Consider the following 25580-nt stretch of genomic DNA (forward strand, 5'->3'; position numbering starts at 1 on the left):
ACAATGAAATTCACCCTGTCCTGGCTGAACGACCACCTCGCCACCAAGGCGACGCTGGACGATATTCTGGCCCTCATGCTGCAGGCTGGCCTCGAGGTGGAGGAGGTTGTGGACCCGCGCGAGAAGCTGGCGGCGTTTACGGTCTGCAAGGTCAAGGCGGCTGAGCCTCATTCGGATGCGGACAAGCTGCGCGTCTGTACGGTCGATACGGTCGATGGCGAGAAGCAGATTGTCTGTGGTGCGCCAAATGCGCGGGCTGGCATGACCGCGATCTATGCGCCGCTCGGCACGTTCATTCCGGGGCTCAACTTCGCGCTCGACAAGAAACCGCGCAAGATCCGCGGCATCGAGAGCCATGGCATGATGTGCTCCACCAAGGAGATTGAAGCGGGTGAGGACCATGACGGCATCGCTGATCTGGATGATTCCATTCCGCTTGGGACGCCAGTTGCCGATGCGCTCGGTCTGAATGACCCTGTGATCGACTTCGAAGTAACGCCAAATCGGCCGGACTGGCTGGGCGTGCAGGGCATCGCCCGTGACCTGGCCGCGGCCGGGGCAGGGCGCTTCCTGCACGCGGACGTCAAGAAGGTCGTTGGCACCAAGGAATGCCCCGTCGAGATCCGGCTGGACGCGCCCGAGGCTTGTCCGGTGTTCGCCGGAGCCGTAATTGTCGGCGTGACGAATGGTCCGTCGCCTGAGTGGATGCAGCAGCGCCTGAAGGCCGTCGGCATCCAGCCGAAATCCCTGCTGGTGGATGTGACGAATTACATCTCGCTTGACCGGGCTCGTCCGTTGCATGCTTACGATGCCGCCAAACTGGCGGGGCCCGTCGTGGCCCGCCTTGGCCGCAAGGGCGAGGTGCTGGAGGCGCTGGACGGCAAGACCTACAAGGTCGGCGAAGAGATGTGCGTCATCACCGATGACAGCGGCGTCATCGGCCTGGGGGGTGTGATGGGCGGACAATCCACGGCAGTCTCTGACGAGACCGTGGACGTGTTCCTTGAAAGCGCCTGGTTCGACCCGCTGCGCACGGCCCGCACAGGCCGCGCAACCGGCATCCATTCCGATGCGCGCTATCGCTTCGAGCGCGGTGTCGATCCGCACAGCTGCCTGGACGGGTTGAACCTCGCCATCGCCTTGATCGTGGAATATGGCGGCGGGGTCGTCTCCAAGCCGAAGGTTGCGGGCGAAGCGCCGGTCAATCCGAACAAGGTGACCTTTTATCCGGCTGATGTGGAACGCCTGACGGGGCTTACCGTCAAGCCCGCTGACATGCGCCGCATGCTGAAAGACCTTGAGTTCAATATCGAGGATGCGGGTGATGCCTGGTATCTTCGCCCGCCGACCTTCCGCTTTGACATGGAACAGTCGGCCGACATCGTGGAAGAAGTTGCGCGCCTGGTTGGGTTTGACCAGCTCCCAACCGCGTCCCTGCCAGCGCCCCAGGGCGGCGTGAAAGCGATTACCACCCCGATGCAGGCCCGCGTGCGCGCGGCCCGCCGGGTGATGGCGTCACGCGGTTTCCTGGAAACTGTCAGCTGGAGCTTCATGGCGAAAGCTGACGCGGCGCTGTTCGGCAAGATCAATGACGCGCTGACGGTTGCCAATCCGGTGGCAAGTGAACTCGACTATATGCGCCCATCCGTGCTCGGAAATCTGGCCAAGGCCGCCCAGCGCGCCGCCAATCATGGCGAGCGCGGCGTTCGCCTGTTCGAGGCTGGGCCAATCTATCTGGGCGATGGCCCGAAAGACCAGCGCAGCGTCGTGGCGGCGCTTGTGCGTCCGTTCAATGAGCGGCACTGGCAGGGCGCGCCTGAACCATATGATTCCTTCGACGCGAAAGCTGACCTGTTTGCTGTGCTTGATGCGCTCGGCCAGCCGGGCGAGCGCTTTCAGGTCGCCGCGCCCGCTCAACCGCACTGGCATCCGGGGCAGGCGGCCAGCCTGAAGCTCGGCCCGAAAGTGACGGTGGCGCATTTCGGCCAGCTGCATCCGGGCGTTCTGAAACAGATGGGTGTCGATGGGCCGATGTTTGGCTTCGAACTGAACCTCAATGCGCTGCCGCAGATGAAGGCAAAGAACACCAAGACCAAGCCAGTCTTCGAACGTGCCGAGTTGACGCCGATCCGCCGTGACCTCGCCTTTGTGGTGGATCAGTCTGTCCCGTCTGCAGATCTGGTGCGCCATGCCCAAGGCGCCGACAAGAAGCTGATCTCGAAAGTGGACGTGTTCGATGTTTATGAGGGCACCGGCGTGCCCGAAGGGCAGAAATCGGTCGCCTTTGAAATGACGGTCCAGCCGCAGGAAAAGATGAAAGATGAAGACATCCAGGCCCTGATGGACAAGGTGGTAGCCTCTGTCGCCAAGGGCACGGGCGGCGTGCTAAGAGGCTAGGCAACAAGAACCGTTCTTAGGGGGACTCGCATGGGGCTGTATCGCTGGTTGCATAATGAGCTGGTGCCCGAAGCCCGTAAGTCCGGTATCTCGGTTACCAACTGGATCATTATCAGCCTCGTTCTGGCGAGTTTCCTGTTCCTGGCGCTCGAGACCGAGCCGACCCTGTTGGCCATTCCCGAATGGAAGATGGTATTTGACTGGTTCAATGTTGCGGTCGTCATCATCTTTGCCGTCGAATATGTCCTGCGCGTCGCCATTGCGGGTCTCAGGCCGGAATATGCGGGCTTTGTTGGTCGTCTTCGCTACATTACGCGCTTCTATTCCATCGCAGACCTGCTGGCCTTTCTGCCGGAACTGATCGTGATGGTGGTTGGCGGGGGCATTCCGCTGATCGCGCTGCGCGTCTTCCGCCTGTTCCGACTGATCAAGATTGCGCGCTTCGTACCGGCTTTTGATGTGCTGGGCGCAGCGATGAAGCGGGCGGGAACGCAGCTTCTCACCACGCTCGCCATGGCGCTGGCGCTCGTCTATGTGGCGGCGGTGCTGCTCTATTTCATCGAAGGTGTGGGGCAGGGGCGTGAGGAGTTTGGCTCCATCCCGCGCGCCATCTGGTGGTCCATCGCGACGCTGACCACGGTTGGTTATGGCGACATCTATCCGGTCACCACGCTGGGGCGGATTGCGGCGTCTGTAATTGCTATTGCGGGGATCGGCGTGGTCGCACTGCCGGCAGGCGTGTTCGCCAGTGCCTTTTCGGACGAGCTGCGCGAGCGTCAGTTGCAGAAGCTTCAGGACCGCGTCGAGGCGGCCGACGCGCAAGCCGGCGCTGCCCCCGAAGAGAGCAGCGCCTGAGCCGTTTAGTCCTGAGCCTTTGAGCCGTTCGCTTCGGACTGTAGCATTGTATACCGCTCGATTCCGATGCGTTCGATCAGGTCGAACTGCGTTTCAAGATAATCCACATGCTCTTCCTCATTGTTGAGGATCTTTCCGAACAGGTCGCGGCTGCCATAGTCGCGGACGCTCTCAGCATATTCCATCGCGTCCTTGAGCAACGGAATCGCGTCGTTTTCCAGTTTCAGGTCGCATTCGAGGATTTCGAAGACTGATTCCCCGATACGCAGCTTTCCGAGATCCTGGAGATTCGGCAGGCCGCCGAGGAACAGGATGCGCTCGATCAGCCAATCGGCATGCTCCATCTCTTCGATAGATTCCTTGTATTCATAATCGCCCAGCTTGCTGACGCCCCAATCGTGCAGCATGCGCGAATGCAGGAAATACTGGTTGATCGCCGTCAGCTCGTTCTTGAGACACTTGTTCAGAAATTCGATGACCTTCGGGTCGCCTTTCATGGGGAGCTCCTGCTTTGTGGATTTCGTATGGGCCAGCACCTAGGGTGATTGTGTCATGGGATCAACAAAAAATCCAATAAAAACAATTGCATATGAAAGTGCGACACAATTGCAGCGGCGCCCGAGAACGGTTTGAATCAGGCGTGCATGGCGGGTGACCGCGCAAAGGCCTGCAATTTCAGGGAGTAGGTGCCTATTCGGCGGCGACGAGCGCTGGCGCGGCCGGGCGTTGGTCCATCTCTTCGGAGATGATTTCGCCGATGGAGCAGCTGCATTTTCCGCACTGGAACTTGCACCCATGATGCGCCTGCACGGCCTTGGGGCTGCGCGCCCCGGCGTCGACGGCGGTGCGGACGCTCTTGCAGTTGATACGGTTGCAGACACAGATGATCATGAGAACCATTTGCACGACTATGCGAATGATTGTCAATCCGGTTTTTGCGCTTTGTTGCAGATGCGGAATGGCCCGGACGGGGGCGCCGCCGGGCCATTCGAATATGAGCGTCATGCCTCGGCGGTCTCATCCCACTGGAACACGTCATCGAGGCCGACGCCGAAGACCCGGGCGATGCGGAAGGCGCTTTCGAGGGAGGGGGAGTAGCGGCCCTGTTCGATGGCGATCACGGTTTGCCGCGTCACGCCGATCTCCTTGGCCAGGGCCGCCTGGCTCATCCCGTCATGGGCCTCGCGCAATGCCTTCACGCGGTTCAGGATAGGGGGGCGTTTGGCCATGCTTACATGCCCCGGCGATAGAACAGGATGGTGAGGGCATATTCGGCCACCTGCGAGGCGATCAGGCTGGCCACCGCGATGTGGAACAACAGATTGCCGTCGCGCTGGAAGTAATAGCTCCACAGGCCAGCAAAGATGCCGAAGCCCAGCACATAGCCGGCAATATTGCCCGCGCGGCGCAGCACCTGCTTGTCGCGCTCATCTTCATCGCCGCTGGCCTCGTCCGGGTTGATGACGCCGATGATAATGTGGCTGATCACGGCCCCGACGATCAGCATGATCGTGGCCCCGGCGATCAGGCCCATGACGGGCGGCGCGGTTTCCCCCAGCGCATCCGACAGGGCCCAGACCCTGGACAGGTACCAGTATCCGGTGAGTGAGAGCAGCAGGCCCATGATCCAGGCCGATTTTTCGTGAAAGGACATTTGATGTCTCCATGTCAAAAATTTCTTACACGACCCATATAGTCAAAGATTTTTGACATGTCAAATATTCTTTACAAGAAAGTTCGCACCGCTTGACCGGAACCCCTGCGGCCTCTAGGTCCGGCGGACCTTTCATTTCTCAGTAAAGACAGACATTTCCGATGACCGATCTCTCCACGCTCGCCCATTCCGCTAAGGCCTGGCCGTTCGAGCTTGCCCGCAAGCTGGAACAGCGCGTGGAGCAGCAGATCAAGGCCGGCCAGCGTGAGGCTGGCGACCCTGTGACCTTCGAGACCGGTTATGGCCCGTCCGGCCTGCCGCATATCGGCACGTTTGGCGAAGTCGTGCGCACGACGATGGTGCGTCACGCCTTTGAAGTGCTGACCGGCGGCAAATACACAACGCGCCTGATCTGTGTGTCGGATGACATGGACGGGATGCGCAAAGTGCCGCCGACCGTGCCGAACCCGGAAAAGCTGGAGCCTTACCTGCAACAGCCGCTGACGGCTGTGCCGGACCCGTTCGGCACGCATGATTCCTATGGCGCGCACATGAATGCGCGGCTCTGTGCCTTCCTCGACCAGTTCGGATTCGAGTATGAATTCCTGTCGGCCACGGAATGTTACAAATCCGGCCGGTTCGACGCCATGCTGCTGGAGGCCGCGCGGAAATATCAGGACATCATGGATGTGATGCTGCCCACGTTGGGCGAGGAGCGTCAGGCGACCTACAGCCCGTTCCTGCCAATCCATCCGGACACGGGCGAAGTGCTCTATGTGCCGATGAAGGCCGTAGACGGAGAGAAGGGGACCGTGACGTTCGAGGATGCGTCCGGCAAGGAATTCACGCTGCCGGTGACCGGCGGCCATGTAAAGATGCAGTGGAAGCCCGATTTCGGCATGCGCTGGGCCGCGCTCGGCGTGGACTTCGAAATGTTCGGCAAGGACCATCAGGCGAATGCGCCGATCTATTCCAAGATCACCCGCATCCTGGGCGTGCGGCCGCCGGAGCAATATGTCTATGAGATGTTCCTCGACGAAAAAGGCGAGAAGATCTCCAAGACCAAGGGCAATGGCATCTCGGTCGAGGACTGGTTGAAATATGCGCCGGATGAGAGCCTCGGCCTGTTCCAGTTCCAGAAGCCGCGCGTGGCGAAGAAGCTCTACTTCGATGTCATCCCGAAGGCCGTGGACGAATACCTGACCTTCCTTGAGAAGTATCCAAGCGAGGAGCCTGCGCGCCAATTGGAAAATCCGGTCTGGCACATCCATTCCGGCAACCCGCCCGCCGAGACCACGCCGGTCAGCTTTGCGCTGCTGCTGAACCTCGTCGCGGTGGCGAACCCGGAAGACAAGAGCCAGCTCTGGGGCTTCATCTCGCAATATGCGCCGGACGCCTCACCCGAGAAGAACCTGTTGCTCGATGAACTCGCCGGCTATGCGATGAGCTATTATCAGGACTTCGTCCTGCCGCAGAAGACCTATCGTGCGCCGACGGACAAGGAACGCGCGGCGATGGAAGACCTCTCCGCGCGCCTCAAGGCGTTTGACGGGGAGCCGACCTCGGAAAACCTGCAGACGCTGACCTTCTCGGTCGGCAAGGAGCATGAGTTCGAGAATCTGCGCGAATGGTTCCAGGCGCTGTATGAAGTCCTGCTCGGCCAGAGCCAGGGCCCGCGCTTCGGCAGCTTCGCGGCGCTATACGGCGTCGCCAATACGGCCCGCCTGATGGATGAGGCGCTGGCGCGGGACTAGTCTGCACGTTTCGTAACATGGCTTAAACATTCATCTGCTCTAGTCTGGCCAGAGCCAGAGGAGCCTTTGCCATGCCTGCCATTCGCCTAGTCCTGATCGCCGGCATGCTCGCCACACTGCCCGCCTGCCTTGCCACCAAGATCGTGACCGTGCCCGTCAGCGTGGCGGGCGACGTGGTCGAGGGCACCGCGAAGGGCGCCTATGCGGTCGGCTCTGGGGTCGTGCACGTCACCGGAGATGCGCTGGACGGCCCAGAGGAGGACGTGAAACTGAAGGTGAAAGTCAAGAAATTTGGCGGCGGCACCAAGACCTATACGCGCACCGTCGAGTCCGACGATATCGAGAAGACGCTCGAAAAAATCGGCAAGAAGGGCACCATTATCGACGTGCAGGTCGAGCCGGCAGAGTAGGGGCCTACTCCGCCGCCGCGATCAGCGTGGTCTTTGCCTTGGGCAGCTTGCCGTCCGGCCAGCCAGCCCAGAGCTCTGCCTCTTTCGCCTTGGCGACTTCGGCGGCAGCTTCCTTCACATGGCCATAGCCGCGAATATCGTCTGGGATTTCGGCGAGCGCCACGGCGAGCTCATGATTCTTCGCGGTCAGTTCCTGCGCGATGCGGGACAGGCCGGCGAGATAATCGTCACGCAGCTGGCGTTCCATCCGGCGCTCGGCCGTGTAGCCGAACAGGTCAAACTTCGTGCCGCGCAGGCCCTTGAACTTCGCCATCAGCTTGAAGACCTGGAACATCCACGGGCCAAAATGCTTCTTCTTGGCGTGCCCGTTTGCATCGGTCTTTGACAGAATGGGCGGGGCCAGCATCAGGCGGAGTTTGCCGCCCTTGAACTGGCTGGCAATGTATTCAGCGAATTTCCCATCCGTGTAGAGACGGGCCACTTCATACTCGTCCTTGTAGGCCATGACCTTGTAGGCATAGGTGGCGGCTGCGCGGGTCAGCTTCTCGCCGAGGCCGGCGCCATGTTCTGCGGCGCGCACCTGAGCGACGATGTTGCGATAGGTCTCCGCATAGGTGGCATCCTGATAAGCGGTGAGGCGCGCTGCCCGGTCATCTATTAGCTCGTCCAGCGTCTTCTCTTCGATATGACCGCGTGGGTCATGCTGGGGCAGGAGCCGTTCCGGGTTCGCCGCAGCGATCCGGCCAATATTGAAGGCGGACATGTTATCTTCCACCTTGGTGCCATTCAGGCGGATCGCGCGGTAGAGCGCGCGCAGGCTTATTGGCACCTGGCCCTTCTGCCAGGCAAAACCGACCATGATCATGTTCGTATAGATCGCATCATGCAGATAACCGACCGCAAGGGCCTCGGCATCGAAGGCAGCGAAGTCGCGGGCCTGCCGTTTCACGCGCGCGGCGAGGAGATCGCTTTCAAAACGTTTTGACCGGTCCCGGATGAATTCACTGGTTGGCGTTACGTCGGAGTTTGCATAGGCCGCCGTGCGGCCAACATCCATCAGGTTCAGTGCGTCGCCCCCCGCCGCCACGACGAGATCGCAAGCAATGATGAGGTCGGCGCTGGCAGGCGGAACCTTGCCGGTCGAAATCAGCTCCGGCTCACGCGCAAAGCGAATGTGGCTAAGCACCGGACCACCCTTCTGGGCAAGGCCGGTCATGTCGAGGCTGGAAGCCGCATGGCCGTCCACATGCGCGGCCATGGCCAGTACGGCGGCGACCGTGGTGACGCCTGTGCCGCCGACGCCGGTGAACAGCACGTTCCACGGCTCAGAGAGGCTGGGGGTTTCCGGCATTGGCAGGCCTGCATCGTCAAATTCCGGACGGGGCTGGTCCTGCCAGGCAGGTTCGCCATCCTGGATCGTCACAAAGCTCGGGCAGAAGCCGCGCAAACAGGAGAGGTCTGTGTTGCAGGTCGACTGGTTGATGCGCCGTTTGCGGCCGAGTTCGGTTTCGACCGGCTCCACTGACAGGCAGTTGGATTTGATCGAACAGTCGCCACAGCCTTCGCAGACTTCGGTGTTGATGACGACGCGCGTACGGTCCGGTGCACGAAGGCCGCGCTTGGACCGGCGGCGCTTTTCGGTGGCGCAGATCTGATCGTAGATCATGACGGAGACGCCCGGCGTGGCGCGCAGCATCACCTGAACCTCGTCCAGCTCTTCGCGATCAAAGATCTTCACGCGGCGCGGCAGGTCTTTCACATTGGCATAGCGGGTCGGGTCTTCGGTGACGATCACGATCGTCTCCACGCCTTCGGCTTCCACCTGCTGCGCGATCTGGGCCGGGGTCTGGCCAGACTCGACTGTCTGGCCGCCGGTCATGGCGACAGCGTCATTGTAGAGAATCTTGTAGGTCATGTTCGCGTCGGAAGTCACCGCTGCGCGGATGGCGAGGCTGCCCGAATGGGAATAGGTGCCGTCGCCGAGATTGACGAAGACATGGCCTTCTTCAGTCGCCCAGTGCTGACCAACCCAGGCAATACCTTCGCCGCCCATCTGGCTGGTCATGTCGGTTTTGCGGTCCGGCATGAAGTTCGCCATATAGTGACAGCCGATCCCGGCCAGCGCGCGCGAGCCTTCCGGCACAACGGTGGAGGAATTGTGCGGGCAGCCGGAGCAATAATGCGGGGTGCGAATGGTTTCGGAGGCATTGATGCGCGCCGCTTCGCCAGTCCGGCCAATCCGATCAAAATAGGCGTTGGCGCGGCTGGTATCCCAACCTTCAGGAAGGATCTTCATCAGCGCGCCAGCCATTTCCGGGATGGAGATGGAGGCGATATCGGAGAGCAGGGGGCGTCCCTCGCGATCGCGCTTGCCTTCTACAGTCGGACGTTGGCCATCCGGCAGATCGTAGAGCACCGAGCGTAGCTGATCTTCGATCAGAGGGCGTTTGTGCTCGATCACGACCACACGTTCCAGACCTTTGCAGAACGCCCGGATCCCTTCGGGTTCAAGCGGCCACGGCATGGCCACTTTGTACACGGAGAGACCCAGGCGTCCTGCATCCTGCGGTGACAGGCCGAGCGCCGCGAGCGCCTCGAACACGTCGCGGGCAGCCTGGCCCGTCACGACAACACCGACACGGGGTTTCGGCGAAGGCAGGATGACATTGTCCAGCTTGTTGGCGCGCACATAGGCCTGTGCAGCCGGCAGCTTCACCTGACGCAGGCGCCGCTCCTTATCGAGCGGGCTGTCGCCACGGCGCAGATGAACGCCGTCTTCAGGCAGCTGGAAATCAGGAGAGACAAAACTGAACCGGTCAAGATCGACGCTTACCACAGCGCCGGAATCCATTGTGTCTGCGAGAGCGACCAGTCCGGCCCATGCTCCGGAGAAGCGGCTCATGGCCCAGCCATGGATGCCGTAGTCCAGCACGTCCTGGATGGAGGCGGGGTTCAGTACCGGGATCTCCGCATCGGCCATCGCGAACTCTGATTGCGAGGGCAGGGTGGAGGACTTGCAATTATGGTCGTCGCCGATGATGGCGAGTACGCCGCCATGGTCGGAGGCGCCAGCGGCGTTGGCGTGTTTGAACACATCGCCCGTCCGGTCTACGCCAGGGGCCTTGCCGTACCACACGCCGAAAAGGCCATCATACTTCGCGCCGGGGAACAGGCCGAGCTGCTGGCTGCCCCACACAGCGGTGGCACCGAGGTCTTCATTCAGACCTTCCCAGAATTTGATGTCATGGGAATCCAGCCATTTTTGAGCGGCGCGAAGCTGTTGATCGTAACCGCCCAGCGGCGATCCGCGGTATCCAGAGATGAAGCCGGCTGTGTTGAGGCCCATGCCCAGATCAAGGCGTTTTCGATCAAGTGGCAGGCGAACAAGCGCCTGAATCCCTGTCATGAAGGCTTTTCCCTCGACAAGCTCGTATTTGTCGTCCAGCGTGACTTCGCGGTGTTGCATAGCATGCCTATCTGATGGGTTTAGGCAGATTATTGGTCAAACCGCGTGAAATTGCTTGCCTATCTTGCGCAAATTTTGCTATTCCGGGGTAAAATTTACCGGATAACCTAAGAGAGCGAGCAAAATTGGCCCAAGAATTAGATGCTGTAGATGCGCGAATACTGGACATCATCCAGCATGATGCCGGCTTGTCTGTCGCCGAAATTGCCGACCGGGTCGGCTTGTCCTCATCGCCTTGTTGGCGGCGTATCAAGCGCATGGAAGAGGCCGGCTTCATTACAGGCCGGGTGACCCTGCTGGACAATAACTCACTCGGGCTGAATTTCGAAGTCATGGCGAGCGTCAAACTGGCGCTTCCGAGCCGGGAAAATCTCGATGCTTTCGAACAGATGGTTCAGGCTTGGCCGGAAGTCATCGAATGCATGACGGTTACAGGTGCGGTCGACTACATGATCCACATCATCACGACCGACATGCACGCTTATGACAATTTCCTGCGGGACAATCTGCTAGGCTCAGCCCTCGTGTCGGATGTGCAATCACGTATCGTGATCCGGGTCGCAAAGCGTACGACTGCCCTGCCGCTTGATCTGGTTGAAGATATCAAAAAGCCTGCCTCTGCTTGACCGATGACGCTAGCGCCTGGACTATGGATGCCATGATCCGCGCCGCGATATCCCTCTCACTTCTTGCCGTACTGGTGCTGCCATCATCGGCCGCACCGCTATCGCCAGAGGAGTTACAACAGAAGGTCGAAACGGTTCGGGAAGATGCCGGGCTGGTGGCTCTTGGGGCTGTCATAGCCAACGCCGATGGGGACATTCTTGGTCTCGCGGTTGATGGAGCCCGCGTGCAGGGCAAGCGGGGGGCTGTCCAGCAGGGTGACGCCTGGCATATCGGCTCCAACACGAAGATGCTGACCGCGCTGCTTTACGGTCGGCTCGTAGAGCAGGGTGAAGCGAGTTGGGGTGCGACCCTGCCAGAGTTGTTGCCAGACCTTGCCGACGAGATGGATCCGGCCTGGGGCGATGTGACGATTGAGCATCTGCTTTCTCACCGGAGCGGACTTGCCGCCAATCCCGGTATAATGTGGTTCCTGACCAGTCGCGGCTCCAACGATCCTGTCGAAACTCAGCGCACTGCTTTGGCGCGAGGTTTTTTGACAAAGCCGCCTGCCGGCGAAACGGGAACATTTACCTATTCCAATCTTGGTTACATGATTGCGGGGGCAGCACTGGACCGGATAGCCTTGCGGCTGGGGCACGAGAATTACGAGACATTGTTCCTGTCCACGCTTGTACTCCAGAATGAAGGTTGGGGGTTCGGACCGCCGCCGACGGGGATTGAAGGCCACGCAAAAGGCCTGTTCGGAGGTTTGAAAGGCCAGGGCACCGGCAGCGGAGCGGATAACCCGGCCGCGCTGGCACCCGCTGGCACGTTACATGTGCCATTGGCCGCGCATGCGCGCTTTGTCAGCGGCTTTCTGGAAGCAGATGAGACCGAGCGGAAACTGCTTACGCCATATCCAACCGCGGGATCCGACTATGCGTTGGGATGGGGCGTTTCAGCGCCGGTGCAGCATGGACGTCTCTTCGCCCATAACGGGTCGAATACGATGTGGTTGTCGTCGGTTTACCTGCTGCCAGATGCAGGTCTCGTCGTAATTGTGAATACAAACAGTTTCAGTGATGAGGGCGTTGCGGCGGTCAATAAGCTCGCTCGGGAACTGGCAGACGCATTTGCCGAATAGTCTTACGGCATGTCCACATATGTGACGTGTCCATCAGATTCATTCAGTATGCGGGGTTCGCCACCCGGCCAGACTTGCAGTCGGGTCTGCATGCGCGGAGACGCGCGGTCTCCTCCAAACAGGGATTCCGGTTCAAAGCAAAGCCAGGCGAGGGAGGCAGTCTCGGTGGCAGCTGCGCCCGCTTCTTCGATCAGTCGCTTCATGCGTGCAACATCTTCTTTTGACGGATAAACAAGGAAGACTGAGTGATAAATGACTGTCAGGCCCTCTGAGGGGCGTTTGGTCAGTTTCTGGGCGAGCCAGTCAACCGCATCCGCCTGTTCCACGCGAACGCCCATATGTCTGGCCAATTCTGCCGCTGCATCCAGACGGGCCAGTCGTCCAGCCTGGTCTGGCCAAGTGTAGGATTTGAGCCGCAGGAAGGCGGCCTCATTTGTCAGGTCAATCGGGTTCAGGTCGCAAGCGGCGCGTGAAGCAATGACTGGAGCGGCGTCGAGATGTGCGGGCTCGGGTCCGTTCCAGATCGTGGATATCGTGACGTCGCTCGCGCCCGGTCGTTGCCAGGTTCCGCCATCATAGGTGAACCGATCCCAATTCTGGTTGAGGCCCGCACTCGCGCCGAGCTCAAGCAGGTGCATGGGCATACGGTAGGTTGCGGCAAGTTCGAGAAAACCGGGCAGGAGCGCTATCGACCGGCGGGTCTCATTGGTCTGCGGGGGACTGTTGATGAAGGTGCGGATGTCGGGGATGTGCGCCGCAAGCCAAGGCTGGGCCTCGGCCCAGACAGCCTCCATCTTCCACTCCGCCAGATGGCCGGGATAAGTCGCGGCAAGAGCAGGTGCTGCGTTGGTTAGCACGGCATGGTGAAGGGCACCGGCGAGCCTGAGGCCAAGGGCATCCTTGCGGGGATTGCCGGTCCAGTCGGCGCAGATATCCGCGACCGGGCCATTGGCCTCAAAATCTTCGGCAAATTTCCGGAGCAGGGCCGCAGTGAAAGGAGAGCCCAGATCCTCGCACCATCTCGCCTGTTCGGTGAAATGGTCGAGGATCCGGGTTTCATCCAGCATGCCGGACCCCTAGTAGCGTTCGAGCGCCATCGCGATGCCTTCGCCGCCACCAATACAGAGACTGGCCATGCCTTTTTTCAGGCCACGATCTTCCATGGCCGCGAGCAGTGTGACGATCAAACGAGCGCCGGAAGCGCCGATCGGGTGACCCATGGCGCAGGCACCGCCATTCACGTTCAGCTTGTCGTGCGAGATGCCCATTTCCTTCATGGCGATCATTGGAACGACCGCGAAGGCTTCGTTGACTTCCCAAAGCTCGACATCGTCGACGCTCCAGCCAGCCTTTTCCAAGGCTTTCTTCATGGCAGGCACTGGCGCGGTCGTGAAGTATTCAGGCTCGTGAGCGTGGCTGGACGAAGACACGATCTTGGCCAGCGGATTGAGACCGCGTTTCTTGGCTTCAGATTCGCGCATCAGGACGAGCGCAGCTGCGCCATCTGAAATAGCTGAGGCATTGGCTGCGGTAACGGTGCCGTCCTTGGAGAAGGCCGGGCGCAGCGACGGGATTTTTTCCGGCATCGCAGTGCGAGGCAGTTCATCAGTGTCGACGACCGTTTCGCCCTTGCGGGTCTTGATGGTGACCGGGGCAATCTCGCGCTTGAACTTGCCTTCTTTCGTTGCGTTCTGTGCGCGCGACAGCGTTTCCAGCGCGTAGGCATCCTGTTGCTCGCGTGTGAACTGGTACTCACCCGCGATCATGTCGGCGAATTCGCCCATGGGGCCGCCCTTGTAGGCGTCGGACAAGCCGTCGAGCGCCATATGGTCCTGAGCGTTCATGGTGCCGTATTTATGGCCCTTGCGGACGTTCAGCAGGTGCGGTGCGTTGGTCATGGATTCCATGCCGCCAGCGATCACGATGTTTGCGTCGCCCGCCAGAATGGCATTGCGGCCCATGACGGCAGCTTGCATGCCGGAGCCGCACATCTTGTTGATCGTTGTGGCTTCAAGGCCCTTGTCCTGACCGGATTTGAAACCTGCCTGACGGGCAGGAGCTTGGCCCTGGCCAGCGGGAAGGCAGTTGCCCATGATGATTTCATTCGCCTCGCCGGGGGCCAGCTTTGCTTCGCTGACAGCTTTCTCGATGGCAATGGCGCCCAACTCACTGGCAGTCAGGCTGGCAAGGTCGCCGAGCAGGCCACCCATGGGCGTGCGGCCCATACCGACGATGACGACGGGATCTTGTTCAGACATGGAGTTTCCTTCCGCTATGGATTTTTTTTGCAGGTGCGAACACAAAGCGCGTCCGGGCCTCACTCGTCAAGAGTTCACGAAACGCGATTGGCGGCGATTTCTTCATCGAACGGGGCGCGCAATCGAGAAGTTGTCGCCGTTCTATTGTAATGCCAGTGCATTTTCGGCTTCAATGAAAGCCACGAGAGCAATCTGGTGAAAATGTCGCTGGGGATGGGTACCTTAAATGGCAAGTTCGACTTATGCCTTGGCGCGCAGAATGCTTCCATCTCGGATGTTCTATGCTGGTCGGCAATTGTCCCGGCGCCTCCGCAAGTTCCGTCTCCACGAACGTTATACCGCGAAATTTCCGAGCCGACGCGATCTGAAAATATTCTCGATATCGCCAGACGCAGAGTTGCACGTCTTCTGGAAAGTCCTGCCCATTGGGCGCGGGCCCGCGTTTTCGCTTTTCATCCACGAAGACGAAGTCCTCCGCTTCGATTGTTTCGGCGAGGATGAGGGCCATTATCACGCGCATTTCGAGCGGGGCTGGAGCGCGGCCCAAACTCGATTGTATTTCTTTGAAGCAAGCGAAAGCGAACAGATAGACCGAGTTGAATTCGAGCTTTTGAACAATCTCGACTACTATCTCCAACGACACCCGTGGGCACGTATTCGCGCAGTGCGCCTGGATAGAGGGCAGCTTGAAACAGCGTGTGCTGCAGCCGGTGAGCAGGCGCGGGCCTTTCTGCGATCCATTCCCGAACTTGCCGTACCGGCAGGATCACTCCGGTCGTGAAGTGGCGCGCCTGATAGGCGTCATCCGCCGAGGGCCGCCTCGATATCTGCCACGAGTTCCGGATCCGATGGGGTAGTGGCAGAGGGGTAGGCCTTGAGCGGTGTGCCGTCGCCATCGACGAGAATTTTATGGAAATTCCATTTCGGCTGCGCGGCCTCGCCAAGCATGTCCACGGCATTCAAATAGAATGGGTGCTCATCAGCGCCCGTCACAGCGTATTTCTTTGTTAGCGGGAATGTCACGCCGAAATTCAGCTGGCAGAACGTCTGGACCTCTTCCTCGGTCCCGGGTTCCTGCCCGCCGAAATCATTTGAAGGGATGCCGAGAATGACGAGCCCTTCCGCTCGCTTCGCTTCATACAGTGCCTGAAGGCCCTCATACTGTTTGGTGTAGCCGCATTTGGAGGCTGTATTCACGACGAGGATCGCCTTTGCATCAAGTGCTTCAAGGTCGACTGGCTTTCCATCAATGCTCGTAAATTGCGTTGCCGTCATGGAAGGGGTTTCCGAATTGCTAGGGGATTGTGCCTGGCTTCCTGTCGGGACTGCCAGGACAAGGCAAACGACGGCGAGGGCTGGGACAAGGAATTGGCGCATGGGGGCAGGTTCCTGTGCATCTGACGTCAGATGATAGGGCAAACCACGCAGCTGTCACGTCTTCCTATCGAACAGGCCGTGGATCGGTTGCATCCAGCCGGATTGCCGCCTCGATGATTTGATCCAGTTGGGCGTCGATCTGATCGACCGAATGGACTTTTACATGGCGCAGAGCCTTGCCGGTGCCTTCGATCCGATCTGGAAAGGACGGCGCAAGCTCGGCACCATAGAAGATCTGGAGATTGCAGCGGTCCTTGTATGCCGCAATCGAGAATATCCGCTCGGTCCCACTCCAACACGGAAAGCCCCAGGCGAGCTTGCAGGTCAGGCCGGGGCCTGCCCGCTCGATGCTCGCTCGAAGGCTTTCCGCAATCTCGAATTGGGCCGGATCGAGTTCCGAAAACCAGGTTTCCGTCGTCTTGGCCACGAATGGGGCCTACTTCTTCTTTGCGCGCTTGGCTTTGTCGTCGGCCTTGGGCGGCATTACTTCGAACGTCATCTGGAGGTTCACGCGATACTTTTCGATCTTGCCGTTCTTGATTGTGGTGTACATTTCGTTGACGTAAGCCGATGCGAGGCCTTTGACGGTGGCGTCAAAGCGTGTGACCGCTGTCTGAATCGCATCCTCGAAGGATTTGGTCGATTCCGACATGATCTGTTCTGATTTCATGATGGCCATGGTGCGTCCCTTTCGCGTTGAAAGGGCCATTCAAGACCTTTTAGGCCCAAAAGCCAAATGAACATTGGGAAGGGACGGGTGCGACCCTAGATGGTCGTGAGTTGAAAACCCGCTTCAGAACCTTTTTGCCAGACAACGCGTGCGGGGCCCTGCAGGCCCACTCCCTTGGCATGAAGGGTCACGAATTCAGGCATGCCCTCATTGGTCGGAAACCGGAGGCGAACGCCTGTGTCAGAATAGTCCAGAACGATACCGCGACGCTTGTAGCCGGATTCGTAAACGACATTTGCTTCCCGATAGACCGATGCACGGACGGGACGTGGCCGTTCTTTTACGGGCGTCACCATCTGTTCTACGCGCGCAGAGGCGGGAGCCTCGGAATCGGAACTTGATGTCTTGAACAGGCGGTTTAGCAATTTCATTTTGGGCGGAATCCTTATCCGAAGATTTTCTTGCAACCGCCATGCCAAATCAGGCTGCTCGGTCAGAATATACCCAAACTTCTTCAAGACAAGTAAAGAAGCAGCACTCTAAAGCGCTGCTTCTGTAGTGTATGCTACGGTTTATAACCGTTTACCAAATCCGGATGCGCTGCTCAGGCGGTAGGTACATCTCGTCATCTTCCGTCACGTCAAAGGCTTCGTACCATTCTGCCATGTTCTGAACGACGCCGTTTACCCGGTAAACGGGTGGGGAATGTGGGTCTGTCAGCAGCTGGCGACGGGTTGCCTCTTCGCGGTACTTGGACCGCCAGACCTGGGCCCAGGCCAGGAAGAAGCGCTGATCACCGCTCAGTCCGTCCAGCACAGGCGCTTCCTCATCCGGGCTGATCGTGCCGTTGCCATCTGTGTCGAGGCTGAGCTTGTAGGCCTTGTATGCCATCGAAAGACCGCCGAGATCGCCGATATTCTCGCCGAGTGTCAGCGCGCCATTCACACAGGTTTCCTCATCATCCAGGGGACAGAAAGCATTATATTGCTCTACCAGCGCGCCGGTCTTGGCCTTGAAATTGGATTCGTCTTCAGCGGTCCACCAATTGCGGAGCGTGCCATTTCCGTCGGATTTGGCGCCCTGATCATCGAAGCCGTGGCCCATTTCGTGACCAATGACGCCGCCGATCGCACCATAATTGACGGCGGGGTCTGCAGTCAGATTGAAGAAAGGCGGCTGAAGGATGGCAGCGGGAAACACGATTTCGTTCCGGTTGGGCGAATAATAGGCGTTCACCGTCTGGGGCAACATGAACCATTCGGTCTTGTCGATCGGCTGGCCGAGCTGGGAGATCATGTCCTTCCAGGCCCAGTCATTCACCGCCATGGAGTTGGCGAAGGCGTCCGGGCCCACATTCAGGTCCGCATAGGTCTCGAAGTTCTCCGGATATCCAATTTTTGGGGTGAATTTGGCGAGCTTGTCATGTGCTTCTGTCTTCGTGTCGTCGCCCATCCAGTCGATCTCATCGAGATTGCTGGCCATGGCCGCTCGCAAATTCTCTACCAGATCGTCCATGGCTGCCTTGTTCTCGCTCGGGAAGAAGCGCTCGGCATAGACTTTGCCGACACCTTCTCCGACGGAGCCTTCGACGGTTGAGACTGCACGCTTCCAGCGCTCGCGCTGTTCTTCGGCACCGCCCAGTTTCTTGCCATAAAATTCGAAGGTCGCCTCATCCAGGCGGCGGGGCAGGACATCGGCGTGATCGATCAGGAAGTGGGCCGCTAGATAAGCCTTCCAGTCCTCAAGTGAGGCGGTTTGCATGATCTCGAACAGGCCGCCTATGCCGCCGCCCGAGACTTTTTCGATCTGTTCCGCGGTGAGCCCGTTTTCTGCGATCTCTTCGGCTGTCGGAGTGACCTGGCGCACGACAAAGGATTCTTCGCTGTTCAGGCCAAGGTCCATGAGCATCGTCGCCACCGGGAAGTCTCCGGCGAGCTGTTCCAACTCTGCGCGGCTCATCTTGTTGTAGGTGAGGTTGCGATTCCGGCCTGTTGCGCGGTCCCAATGGGCGCGAGCAATACGGGTCTCGAGCGCGATCACGCGGTCTGCCGCCGCCTCAGCCTCCTCGTAGCCTGCTTCTGTCAGCAGGCTGGTCAGCATGGCTTTGTAGGCCGCGCGGATTTCAAGGTTTTTCTCTGTATCGTCGAGATAATAGTCACGGTCGCCAATGCCGAGCCCGGCTTGGGTCACATAGAAGATGTACTGGTCGGTCTGCTTGGAATCGACATCGACCCAGCCCGCGATAGGGGAGGCGTAGCCCGTTGCCGCAAACAGCTTGGCGAGGTCTTCCCGGCTATCGATATTCTTGATCTTGCTGAGATAGGGCGTGACAGGCGCGAGGCCAGCGGTTTCGATACCGCTCGTGTCCATATAGGCGTTGTAGACAGAGGCGACCTTGCCTTCGAGTGTGGCTGGATCAGGTTCGGCTTCGGCAAGCTCCTGAATGATATTGAGTACGCGCTGCTCTGACTTTTCAGCCAGCAGAGTGAAGGCGCCATAGCGTGTGCGATCACTCGGGATAACGAAACTGTCGAGCCATTTGCCATTGGCATAGGCGTAGAAGTTGTCGCCGGGTGCGATGGAGTCATCGCGCAATGTGAGGTCAACACCCCAGTCCCCCCAATAGTCAGCAGCAGACAGCTCCAGGCCTTCTGCGGTGACATATTTGCCTGCTTCGTTCGGCGTGTTCGAGGATGTTGATGTTACTGCCGCAGCCTCTGCTGACTGACCAGTGTCTTCCGTGGATGCCGGCGAACAGGCGGTGAGGAGGGCAATGGTCGCTGCCCCGAGCATGAGGTGTTTCATTTAAGGTCTCTCCAGTAATATGGATAAAGGCCCGACGCCTGATCCGGGCGGGCCTTTACCGTGTTGCGTACATTTTATTCGGCGGGAGCCATTGGACCAAGTCCGCCATCTTTGCTCGTGCCAATCAATTCATCCTCGTCGATGGTCACTTCTCCGCTATAGGTCTCACCGATCTGGCGGAAAGGCTTGCCGCCCCAGGTCCAGCGGAAGATCCGGCCAATCTCGACACCGACTGCGTAAAGGGCAGGGACCATCAACAATGAGACAAAAAGCGCGAATGCAACAGCTGCGCCCAATGACACAACCATCGGTTTGAGGAATTGTGCCTGAACGGATTTTTCTGCAATCAGTGGCAGGATGCCGACAAAGGTGGTGACGGAAGTCAACAGGATGGGCCGGAAGCGGGATACGCCCCCATCGACCAGCGCCTGAACGGCACCTGCGCCTTCATCCCGCCGTCGATTCACATAATCGATCAGGACGAGATTGTCGTTGATCACGACCCCTGCGGCTGCAGCAATGCCGAAGAACGAGAACATGGCCATCGGTGTATCAAATATCCAGAGCCCGAAGACTGCTCCGCAATAAGCAAAGGGCAGGGCCATCATCAGCAGCAGTGGCTGAGCGTAGGACCGGAAAGCCACTGCCAACAAGATGTACATCGCGCCGATGGCAATCAGGATCAATCGACCAACTTCTTCCATGAACTTCTGTTCTTCTTCGATGCCGCCCGCCACGCCGCGCTCGACATCCGGGAAGGTCTTCTCGAAGTCTGGCCAGAAATTTTCGTCCATTGAGGCCATGATCTGGTTTCGCCCGCCGTCGCCCAGCACTTCAGAATACACTGAGACTGACCGGGTGCGATTGCGACGAACGATGCGGTTGATCCCTGGTGCGTAATCGAAGTTTGCGACCTGGGTAACCGGAATTTCGCGACCATCGGAAGTGCGAACACGAAGAGAATTCAGGCTGTCCAGATTTTCCCGGGCCGATTCCGGCAAGCGGACCATGACGCGGACATCCTCGCCATCTCTCGGCAAGCGTTGGGCTTCTTCGCCATAATATGCCTGCCGGACCTGGTCGGTGACGCTGGCCAGCGTGATGCCGAGCGTTTCCGCGCCCGGTTTCAGCGAGATACGAATCTCTTCAGCGGCTGAGGAGAGGTTGTCTCCAATATCGTAGGCGTTGGCATAAGTTGCCAGGTGCTCTTTAACTGCGGCAGCCGCTTCACGCAGACGGTCCAGGTCTTGATGGTTGAGGGCAAAGCGCACGCCGCTCTGTTCATCATTGAAGGTAAAATCGAAATTGATTTCTTCAGCATCCTGAATATCACCGACATTCAGGCGTAATTGTTCGGCTATATCCTTGGACCGCAATCCGACAGGCCGGTCTTCGGGTGGCAAGACCCCAATCCAGGCATTGACGCGCGTCCCGGACGCAACGACAGCGGCATCCTTGATCAGGCCACCCTCTATGTTCGGATATTGTTTGATCGATTCCGCCATCGTAACGTCGATACCGGCTTGCAGCTGGTCGCGGATCTGTTCGAGGCGGGTGTATGGCGTACCGTCTGGCATATCGATTTCGACCCGAACAAGGTCTGCTTCGATTTCCGGCATGAATTTGAAGGGTACGATGCCCATACCTGTGATCCGTGTCGCCAGGAAAAACAGGCAGAAGAAGAACATGACGGTTGCATAGCGGTAGCGGATCGCCAGTTCGAGGAAGGGTTTGTAGAGGTTGTTGGCAAACCAGAGCAGGCTGTCTGCAATCGAGTGCTGCAGCTTCAGCAATTTGCCAGACGGGCCGTCGAAGGACTGGCGCTTCATATGTGACAGATGGCTCGGCAGGATCAGCATGCACTCGATGATCGAGAAGATCAGGGCCGCGACCACGACGAATGTGATTTGCTGGGTAAACATCCGGGTCGGGCCGCTAATGAATGCCCACGGCAGGAAGGCGATGATCGTGGTCAGAACGCCGAACACGACCGGTTTGAGCACGAGTTGCGTGCCGACAATGGCAGCGTCCAGGCCTTCGCGCCGTCCGCTTTCGATCTCGCGGTGAATATTCTCGCCGACTATGATGGCGTCATCCACGATCACCCCGATCACCAGCAAGACAGCGAATGTGGAAAGGATGTTCCAGGAAACCCCGAAATAGGGGAGGAGCAAAATCCCGCCCGCAAAAGCGGTGATGATTCCGATCGTGACCCATAGGGCCACAGTTGGACGCAGGAACAGCAGCAGGACCAGCATGACGAGAACGGCCCCGGTCAATGCAGATTGCTGGATCAAATCCATACGGGCATTGAAAGCCACGGAATCGTCAAACAGGATGTCGATCTTCACGGCTTCCGGGAGGATGCCGTTGGAAGGGTCATTGGCGCGGTCCACATATGCCTTGATGTCGTCAGTATATTCGACAATGTGCATCGTGTTCGGCTGGGGAACCTGCACGAAGACGGTTGGCTCGTTATTGTATGTGGCCTTGAACTTGTCTGTTGCGAAGCCGTCATCGATCGTGGCGACGTCGGCCACGCGGATAGTGCCCTGTTCGGTCGATTGGCGGATGATGATGTTACCAAATTGATCCGCTGTGTCGGCCAATTGCCGGGCCGTGATGGCAACGTCGCCGGTTGAAGATTCAATTCGGCCGCCTGACGAGTTCAGCGAGGATTGACGAATAGCACTGGCCACATCACTGAAGCTCAGCCCGTATCGGCGCAATTGTTCTTCCGATACTTCGATGTTGACTTGTTCGTCGATAACGCCGCCCAGCTGCGCCAGCTCACCCCCGTTAATGTTGGCAATGTCATCACGAACCCGGTCGCCGACGCGTCGCAGCGTGCGTGCGTCCACATTGCCGTGGACGGACAGGCCAATATAGTTGTTGCGCTGTTCCCAACGTGTCACCTGCGGCTGGAACGCCGCTTGGGGCATATTGTTGATCTGATCGACGCGAATTTTCACGTCATCCAGAAACTTGTCCATGTCGATATCGTCGCGCCCCTTGATGTTGACGACACCGAAGCCTTCATTCGCGATCGAGGTGATCCGGTCGAGGCCGTCAATGTCCGCGACAGCCTCTTCAATACGTGTAACGATCTGGTCTTCGACATCCTGTGGCGAAGCGCCATTCCAGGTAACCGATACCGAGGCACCCGTGATGTTCACCACGGGGAACATTTCCTGTTCCATCTTGGTGTAGCCGAAAACTCCGCCCGTGAAGGCGACGATCATCAGAAGGTTTGCGGCGACGGCGTTACGGGCGAACCAGGCGACAATCCCCCTCATTGGGCTGCTCCTTCACCTGTGGTTGACGCAATTGCTGCTGGCTCGCCGGAGCTGGAGGATTCCTCGGTCCGCTCGGGCTCGTAAATCGTGATTGTACCATCTTCCATACGTTGCATGACGGTGATGCTCATACCTTCGAACGGGGCTTGGATCGGGCTGGTGATGGCCAGTTCACCGGGCTCGACACCTGACGCAAGATAGGCTCCATCAGGATCGGAGTAGATCAGCTTCACCTGGCGGATCGCCAGCTTGCCTTCGTCTGGCAGGCCGACAAACAGGCGATCATCTCCGCGTAGAGCGCCGCGTGGTGCAATCAGCACGTTTTCGAGTGTTTCCCCCTGAATGATGGCGGTCACGAAAAGGCCGGGTGCCATGGGTGCGTCGCCATCGGCGCCAGCGCCATACGGATCCTGAAGTTCGGCTATGACATTGATCTGGCGGGTTTGCGAATTCACAGCGGCTGCCGTCCGGACGACCTGTCCGTGCCACTCGCGCTCTACGCCGCCAACCGTGGCGCGGAAGGTCACATCCGGACCGGGCTGGGCCTTGCTGGAACTGAAGGCAAGGGGCAGGCCCAGACGCCCCATTTCGGCGTCCTTGAGCGGCAGGGCGACTTCAACAACATCATTGGCGAAGATCTGGCCAAGTGACTGGCCGACAGAGACGACTTGACCAATATCAACATTGCGTTCCCGCACGCGGCCGGCAAAAGGTGCGTAGACGGCCGTTCGGTCAAGCGCCAATTGGGCGTCTTTCAATTGGGCTCTGGCAGATTCCAGCGCTGCGCGAGCGCCTGCCAGCTGAGGTTCACGGCGGGCGAGGGGAGAGGCGTCGGAAATACCGAGGTCCTCAATGTCCTGTAGCGCCAGTTCAGCTTCGGCCTCTTCGAGGGCAAGGGCCTGCTGGGCGCTGGCCACGGTAGACTGGGCGCGTACAACTGCCAGTTCATAGTCAGCCGCCTCAACTCGGACGAGCAGCTGACCTTTGTTGATGAAACCGCCATCGATGAAGTCAGGGGATACGTAGGAAATCCGGCCGGAAATTTGCGGGGCCACGATGATCTCGCGTCGCGGTCTTACCTCGCCTTGCGACTCCACGACGAGCGTCAGGTCGCCCTGGCGAACGGGCTCTGCAAATACATTCAGGCCGGCGCGGGCTTCCTCGGCTTTTTCAGGTTTGGGTTTGATCGCTGACAGAGCGGCCACGCCGCCGATACCAACCACGGCGAGGATCCCGATCGGAATCAAAACTGAAATGAGGCGTCCCATGACTTATTCTCCTGCCGCTATTCTGCGGCGCTTTCTTGCGGGGCTTGAACGGTGGTCGAGGCAGTCTGTACGGGCAGGCCGCCCCCAAGGGCTAGATGGTAGGAAATCCGGTTCGAAGCACGCGATGCGCGCGCGGAAACCAACTGGCTCTCAGAAGTGAGACGCCGGGTCTGGGCATCGATCAGATTGAACACGGTGATCGTACCACTTGTGTACTGGCGCTCGGCCAGTTCTTCGGCAAGGCGAGCCTCTTCCAAGGCGCGCAATTGCGCATCCTCTTGCAGGGCGAGATACGTGTCGGCTGCGATAGCGTCCTCGACTTCTCCCCACGCCGTCAGCGCAATGCCAGCATAGCTCGCAATCGCTGATTCTGCTTGCGCCACAGCGGCATCACGCTGGGCGTCCAGGCGCCCGCCCGTGAACAGTGGCTGGATCAGGCTTGCCACGAGCCGGGCGGCAATCCGCTCTGGATCGACCATGTCTGCAAATTCGGACTCGCTGGTAGAAATAGAGCCGGTCAAGCGCAGGGCGGGCAGCATGGCGAGGCGCGCTTGTTCCGCGCGCAGGCCGGCAGCAATGATACTCGCTTCGGCGCTCGCCACATCCGGGCGACGCGATAGCAACAGCATTGGATTGCCTTCTACGACCAGCGTTTCCAGCACCGGCAATTCAGCCGTGGCTTCGATTTCGGTTGCCGGATAGCGGCCTAGCAGGATTTCCAGCCGACGTGCGGCCTCACCTGATTGCTGACGGCGTTGAGCAATACTGGCTTCTGCGCCAGCAAGTGCGCTGCGTGCGGTGCGCACATCCAATGCTTGGGCCACTCCGCGCTGGAATCGGCGTTCGGTCAGAATGCGAACCCGGTCGCGTGCTTCATAAGTCAGTACTGCCACGCGCTCCTGCGCCAGTGCAGCGTTCAGATTGATCCAGGCAATGGCAGTTTGAGCGGCAACAGACAACTCGGCGGCGGCAAAGTCGGCTTCGGTTGCGGCAAGGTCTGCTTCTGCGGCGGCAATACCACGTCCGAGCCGGTTCCAAAGATCGGCTTCCCAACTCGCATCAAGGCCCAGACCGTAAATTCCGTCCGTCGCTCGATCAAGATCACCGCCAACTTCAAAGGAATTGGATGTGACTCCAGCGCTGATGGAGCTGTCAATACTGACGGAACGCTGAGAACGGGCCGTGCGGATTGACGCAGCAGCTGCCCGGACAAGTGCGGCGCGTGATTCAAGCGTAGGGCTATTGGCCAGAGCCTCGCGCACCAGACTTTCCATGACCGGATCGCTGAACTGGCTTAGCCAGTCGCCGGTATTCGCCTGACCAGCAACACCTGATGCCGCCCAATCCACTGGAGCGTCAGGCGCGATGGCAAAAATCTCCTCGCGATTTCCATCAATGCCGGGCAAATTTGCCTGTGATGTTGCGCAGGCCGCAAGAATTGCCGGGGCTAGTAGTAGAATTGATCGTGTCATGCCGTCGGCAACGCTCCTTTTTCCAGACGTCGGATACGCCCGCTCTAGTCGACTGTCAATGATAAATTATCGTTTTTCAATAATTACATTTAGTTGCACAAATGCCGCTTGTGGTTGTGATACGTCGTGAAGGGCTTGGCAGATGTCT

Annotated in this window: 22 protein-coding genes; 7 read left to right on the forward strand and 15 right to left on the reverse strand. The window is 59.1% G+C overall.

The genetic code is table 11. The annotated features are described in order from the left end of the window. Positions 1-3 precede the first annotated feature (3 nt). Both pheT and B3527_RS16590 read left to right on the forward strand, forming a co-directional pair. On the forward strand, positions 4-2397 hold the full coding sequence (gene pheT / locus B3527_RS16585; RefSeq protein ID WP_290480468.1) for a phenylalanine--tRNA ligase subunit beta: 2394 nt from the start codon (positions 4-6) through the stop codon (positions 2395-2397). Between the two features lie 30 nt (positions 2398-2427). After that, entirely contained in the window at positions 2428-3252 is an 825-nt protein-coding gene (locus B3527_RS16590) for an ion transporter (protein ID WP_290480467.1), read from the forward strand. 5 nt (positions 3253-3257) lie between these two features. Here the strand turns inward: B3527_RS16590 and bfr are convergent, their stop codons facing one another. The 4 genes from bfr to B3527_RS16610 form a co-directional block, all read right to left on the reverse strand. Then, positions 3258-3749: a bacterioferritin gene (gene bfr / locus B3527_RS16595; RefSeq protein WP_034816470.1), complete on the reverse strand. Its 492-nt coding sequence runs from the start codon at positions 3747-3749 to the stop codon at positions 3258-3260. Between the two features lie 193 nt (positions 3750-3942). Then, positions 3943-4257: a (2Fe-2S)-binding protein gene (locus B3527_RS16600; protein ID WP_242517463.1), complete on the reverse strand. Its 315-nt coding sequence runs from the start codon at positions 4255-4257 to the stop codon at positions 3943-3945. After that, the gene (locus tag B3527_RS16605; protein WP_290480466.1) at positions 4254-4481 is read right to left on the reverse strand and encodes a helix-turn-helix transcriptional regulator; all 228 of its coding nucleotides are present in this window, start codon (positions 4479-4481) and stop codon (positions 4254-4256) included. Before B3527_RS16605 ends, B3527_RS16600 begins: the two co-directional genes overlap by 4 nt. A gap of 2 nt (positions 4482-4483) precedes the next feature. Next, on the reverse strand, positions 4484-4906 hold the full coding sequence (locus tag B3527_RS16610; protein WP_290480465.1) for a hypothetical protein: 423 nt from the start codon (positions 4904-4906) through the stop codon (positions 4484-4486). Positions 4907-5067: 161 nt separating this feature from the next. On the opposite strand from B3527_RS16610, the gene B3527_RS16615 reads away from it, so the two are divergent. Both B3527_RS16615 and B3527_RS16620 read left to right on the forward strand, forming a co-directional pair. Next, entirely contained in the window at positions 5068-6660 is a 1593-nt protein-coding gene (locus B3527_RS16615; protein WP_290480464.1) for a lysine--tRNA ligase, read from the forward strand. A gap of 71 nt (positions 6661-6731) precedes the next feature. Further along, complete coding sequence (locus B3527_RS16620) at positions 6732-7070, forward strand: hypothetical protein (RefSeq protein ID WP_290480463.1); 339 nt, start codon at positions 6732-6734, stop codon at positions 7068-7070. Between the two features lie 4 nt (positions 7071-7074). On the opposite strand, the gene B3527_RS16625 is transcribed toward B3527_RS16620, so the two are convergent. Then, a complete protein-coding gene (locus tag B3527_RS16625; protein ID WP_290480462.1) occupies positions 7075-10536 on the reverse strand; it encodes an indolepyruvate ferredoxin oxidoreductase family protein in 3462 nt (1153 codons plus the stop codon). Positions 10537-10661: 125 nt separating this feature from the next. Between B3527_RS16625 and B3527_RS16630 the strand changes: the two genes are divergently transcribed. Further along, a complete protein-coding gene (locus B3527_RS16630) occupies positions 10662-11162 on the forward strand; it encodes an Lrp/AsnC family transcriptional regulator (RefSeq protein ID WP_034816488.1) in 501 nt (166 codons plus the stop codon). Then, positions 11159-12286, forward strand: a complete 1128-nt coding sequence (locus B3527_RS16635; protein WP_290480461.1) for a serine hydrolase domain-containing protein — start codon at positions 11159-11161, stop codon at positions 12284-12286. Before B3527_RS16630 ends, B3527_RS16635 begins: the two co-directional genes overlap by 4 nt. 2 nt (positions 12287-12288) lie before the next feature. Here the strand turns inward: B3527_RS16635 and B3527_RS16640 are convergent, their stop codons facing one another. After that, positions 12289-13353, reverse strand: a complete 1065-nt coding sequence (locus B3527_RS16640; RefSeq protein ID WP_290480460.1) for a DUF2332 domain-containing protein — start codon at positions 13351-13353, stop codon at positions 12289-12291. A 9-nt stretch (positions 13354-13362) separates the two neighbouring features. Continuing rightward, on the reverse strand, positions 13363-14544 hold the full coding sequence (locus B3527_RS16645) for a thiolase family protein (protein WP_034816497.1): 1182 nt from the start codon (positions 14542-14544) through the stop codon (positions 13363-13365). Positions 14545-14770: 226 nt separating this feature from the next. Between B3527_RS16645 and B3527_RS16650 the strand changes: the two genes are divergently transcribed. Then, on the forward strand, positions 14771-15325 hold the full coding sequence (locus B3527_RS16650; protein WP_290480459.1) for a hypothetical protein: 555 nt from the start codon (positions 14771-14773) through the stop codon (positions 15323-15325). A gap of 20 nt (positions 15326-15345) precedes the next feature. Here the strand turns inward: B3527_RS16650 and B3527_RS16655 are convergent, their stop codons facing one another. The 8 genes from B3527_RS16655 to B3527_RS16690 all read right to left on the reverse strand — a co-directional run bounded on the left by B3527_RS16655 (position 15346) and on the right by B3527_RS16690 (position 25432). Further along, positions 15346-15819 carry a glutathione peroxidase gene (locus tag B3527_RS16655; protein ID WP_233347836.1) on the reverse strand — a complete coding sequence of 158 codons (474 nt, stop codon included), beginning with the start codon at positions 15817-15819 and terminating at the stop codon, positions 15346-15348. A gap of 166 nt (positions 15820-15985) precedes the next feature. Beyond that, positions 15986-16348 (reverse strand): DUF1801 domain-containing protein, encoded by a 363-nt coding sequence (locus tag B3527_RS16660; RefSeq protein ID WP_290480458.1) that lies wholly within the window; start codon positions 16346-16348, stop codon positions 15986-15988. Positions 16349-16357: 9 nt separating this feature from the next. Next, positions 16358-16600 (reverse strand): dodecin family protein, encoded by a 243-nt coding sequence (locus B3527_RS16665; RefSeq protein WP_206992189.1) that lies wholly within the window; start codon positions 16598-16600, stop codon positions 16358-16360. A gap of 86 nt (positions 16601-16686) precedes the next feature. Continuing rightward, the gene (locus tag B3527_RS16670) at positions 16687-17022 is read right to left on the reverse strand and encodes a PilZ domain-containing protein (RefSeq protein ID WP_034816508.1); all 336 of its coding nucleotides are present in this window, start codon (positions 17020-17022) and stop codon (positions 16687-16689) included. 151 nt (positions 17023-17173) lie between these two features. Continuing rightward, positions 17174-19396 (reverse strand): M13 family metallopeptidase, encoded by a 2223-nt coding sequence (locus tag B3527_RS16675; RefSeq protein WP_290480457.1) that lies wholly within the window; start codon positions 19394-19396, stop codon positions 17174-17176. 74 nt (positions 19397-19470) lie between these two features. Next, positions 19471-22692, reverse strand: a complete 3222-nt coding sequence (locus tag B3527_RS16680) for an efflux RND transporter permease subunit (RefSeq protein WP_206992191.1) — start codon at positions 22690-22692, stop codon at positions 19471-19473. Continuing rightward, a complete protein-coding gene (locus tag B3527_RS16685) occupies positions 22689-23960 on the reverse strand; it encodes an efflux RND transporter periplasmic adaptor subunit (protein WP_206992192.1) in 1272 nt (423 codons plus the stop codon). The genes B3527_RS16680 and B3527_RS16685 overlap by 4 nt, the downstream gene beginning before the upstream one ends. Before the next feature lie 17 nt (positions 23961-23977). After that, on the reverse strand, positions 23978-25432 hold the full coding sequence (locus B3527_RS16690) for an efflux transporter outer membrane subunit (RefSeq protein WP_290480456.1): 1455 nt from the start codon (positions 25430-25432) through the stop codon (positions 23978-23980). Positions 25433-25580 lie beyond the last annotated feature (148 nt).

Origin of the sequence: Hyphomonas sp. UBA4505, from assembly GCF_002388685.1 — a bacterium.
In the GTDB taxonomy this organism is placed as follows: domain Bacteria; phylum Pseudomonadota; class Alphaproteobacteria; order Caulobacterales; family Hyphomonadaceae; genus Hyphomonas.

Excerpts from the sequence above, each read along its gene's own strand:
- pheT (WP_290480468.1), top strand. The coding sequence starts at position 4 with ATGAAATTCACCCTGTCCTGGCTGAACGACCACCTCGCCACCAAGGCG.
- B3527_RS16590 (WP_290480467.1), top strand. The coding sequence starts at position 2,428 with ATGGGGCTGTATCGCTGGTTGCATAATGAGCTGGTGCCCGAAGCCCGT.
- bfr (WP_034816470.1), bottom strand. The coding sequence starts at position 3,749 with ATGAAAGGCGACCCGAAGGTCATCGAATTTCTGAACAAGTGTCTCAAG.
- B3527_RS16600 (WP_242517463.1), bottom strand. The coding sequence starts at position 4,257 with ATGACGCTCATATTCGAATGGCCCGGCGGCGCCCCCGTCCGGGCCATT.
- B3527_RS16605 (WP_290480466.1), bottom strand. The coding sequence starts at position 4,481 with ATGGCCAAACGCCCCCCTATCCTGAACCGCGTGAAGGCATTGCGCGAG.
- B3527_RS16610 (WP_290480465.1), bottom strand. The coding sequence starts at position 4,906 with ATGTCCTTTCACGAAAAATCGGCCTGGATCATGGGCCTGCTGCTCTCA.
- B3527_RS16615 (WP_290480464.1), top strand. The coding sequence starts at position 5,068 with ATGACCGATCTCTCCACGCTCGCCCATTCCGCTAAGGCCTGGCCGTTC.
- B3527_RS16620 (WP_290480463.1), top strand. The coding sequence starts at position 6,732 with ATGCCTGCCATTCGCCTAGTCCTGATCGCCGGCATGCTCGCCACACTG.
- B3527_RS16625 (WP_290480462.1), bottom strand. The coding sequence starts at position 10,536 with ATGCAACACCGCGAAGTCACGCTGGACGACAAATACGAGCTTGTCGAG.
- B3527_RS16640 (WP_290480460.1), bottom strand. The coding sequence starts at position 13,353 with ATGCTGGATGAAACCCGGATCCTCGACCATTTCACCGAACAGGCGAGA.
- B3527_RS16645 (WP_034816497.1), bottom strand. The coding sequence starts at position 14,544 with ATGTCTGAACAAGATCCCGTCGTCATCGTCGGTATGGGCCGCACGCCC.
- B3527_RS16650 (WP_290480459.1), top strand. The coding sequence starts at position 14,771 with ATGGCAAGTTCGACTTATGCCTTGGCGCGCAGAATGCTTCCATCTCGG.
- B3527_RS16655 (WP_233347836.1), bottom strand. The coding sequence starts at position 15,819 with ATGACGGCAACGCAATTTACGAGCATTGATGGAAAGCCAGTCGACCTT.
- B3527_RS16665 (WP_206992189.1), bottom strand. The coding sequence starts at position 16,600 with ATGGCCATCATGAAATCAGAACAGATCATGTCGGAATCGACCAAATCC.
- B3527_RS16670 (WP_034816508.1), bottom strand. The coding sequence starts at position 17,022 with ATGAAATTGCTAAACCGCCTGTTCAAGACATCAAGTTCCGATTCCGAG.
- B3527_RS16675 (WP_290480457.1), bottom strand. The coding sequence starts at position 19,396 with ATGAAACACCTCATGCTCGGGGCAGCGACCATTGCCCTCCTCACCGCC.
- B3527_RS16680 (WP_206992191.1), bottom strand. The coding sequence starts at position 22,692 with ATGAGGGGGATTGTCGCCTGGTTCGCCCGTAACGCCGTCGCCGCAAAC.
- B3527_RS16685 (WP_206992192.1), bottom strand. The coding sequence starts at position 23,960 with ATGGGACGCCTCATTTCAGTTTTGATTCCGATCGGGATCCTCGCCGTG.
- B3527_RS16690 (WP_290480456.1), bottom strand. The coding sequence starts at position 25,432 with ATGACACGATCAATTCTACTACTAGCCCCGGCAATTCTTGCGGCCTGC.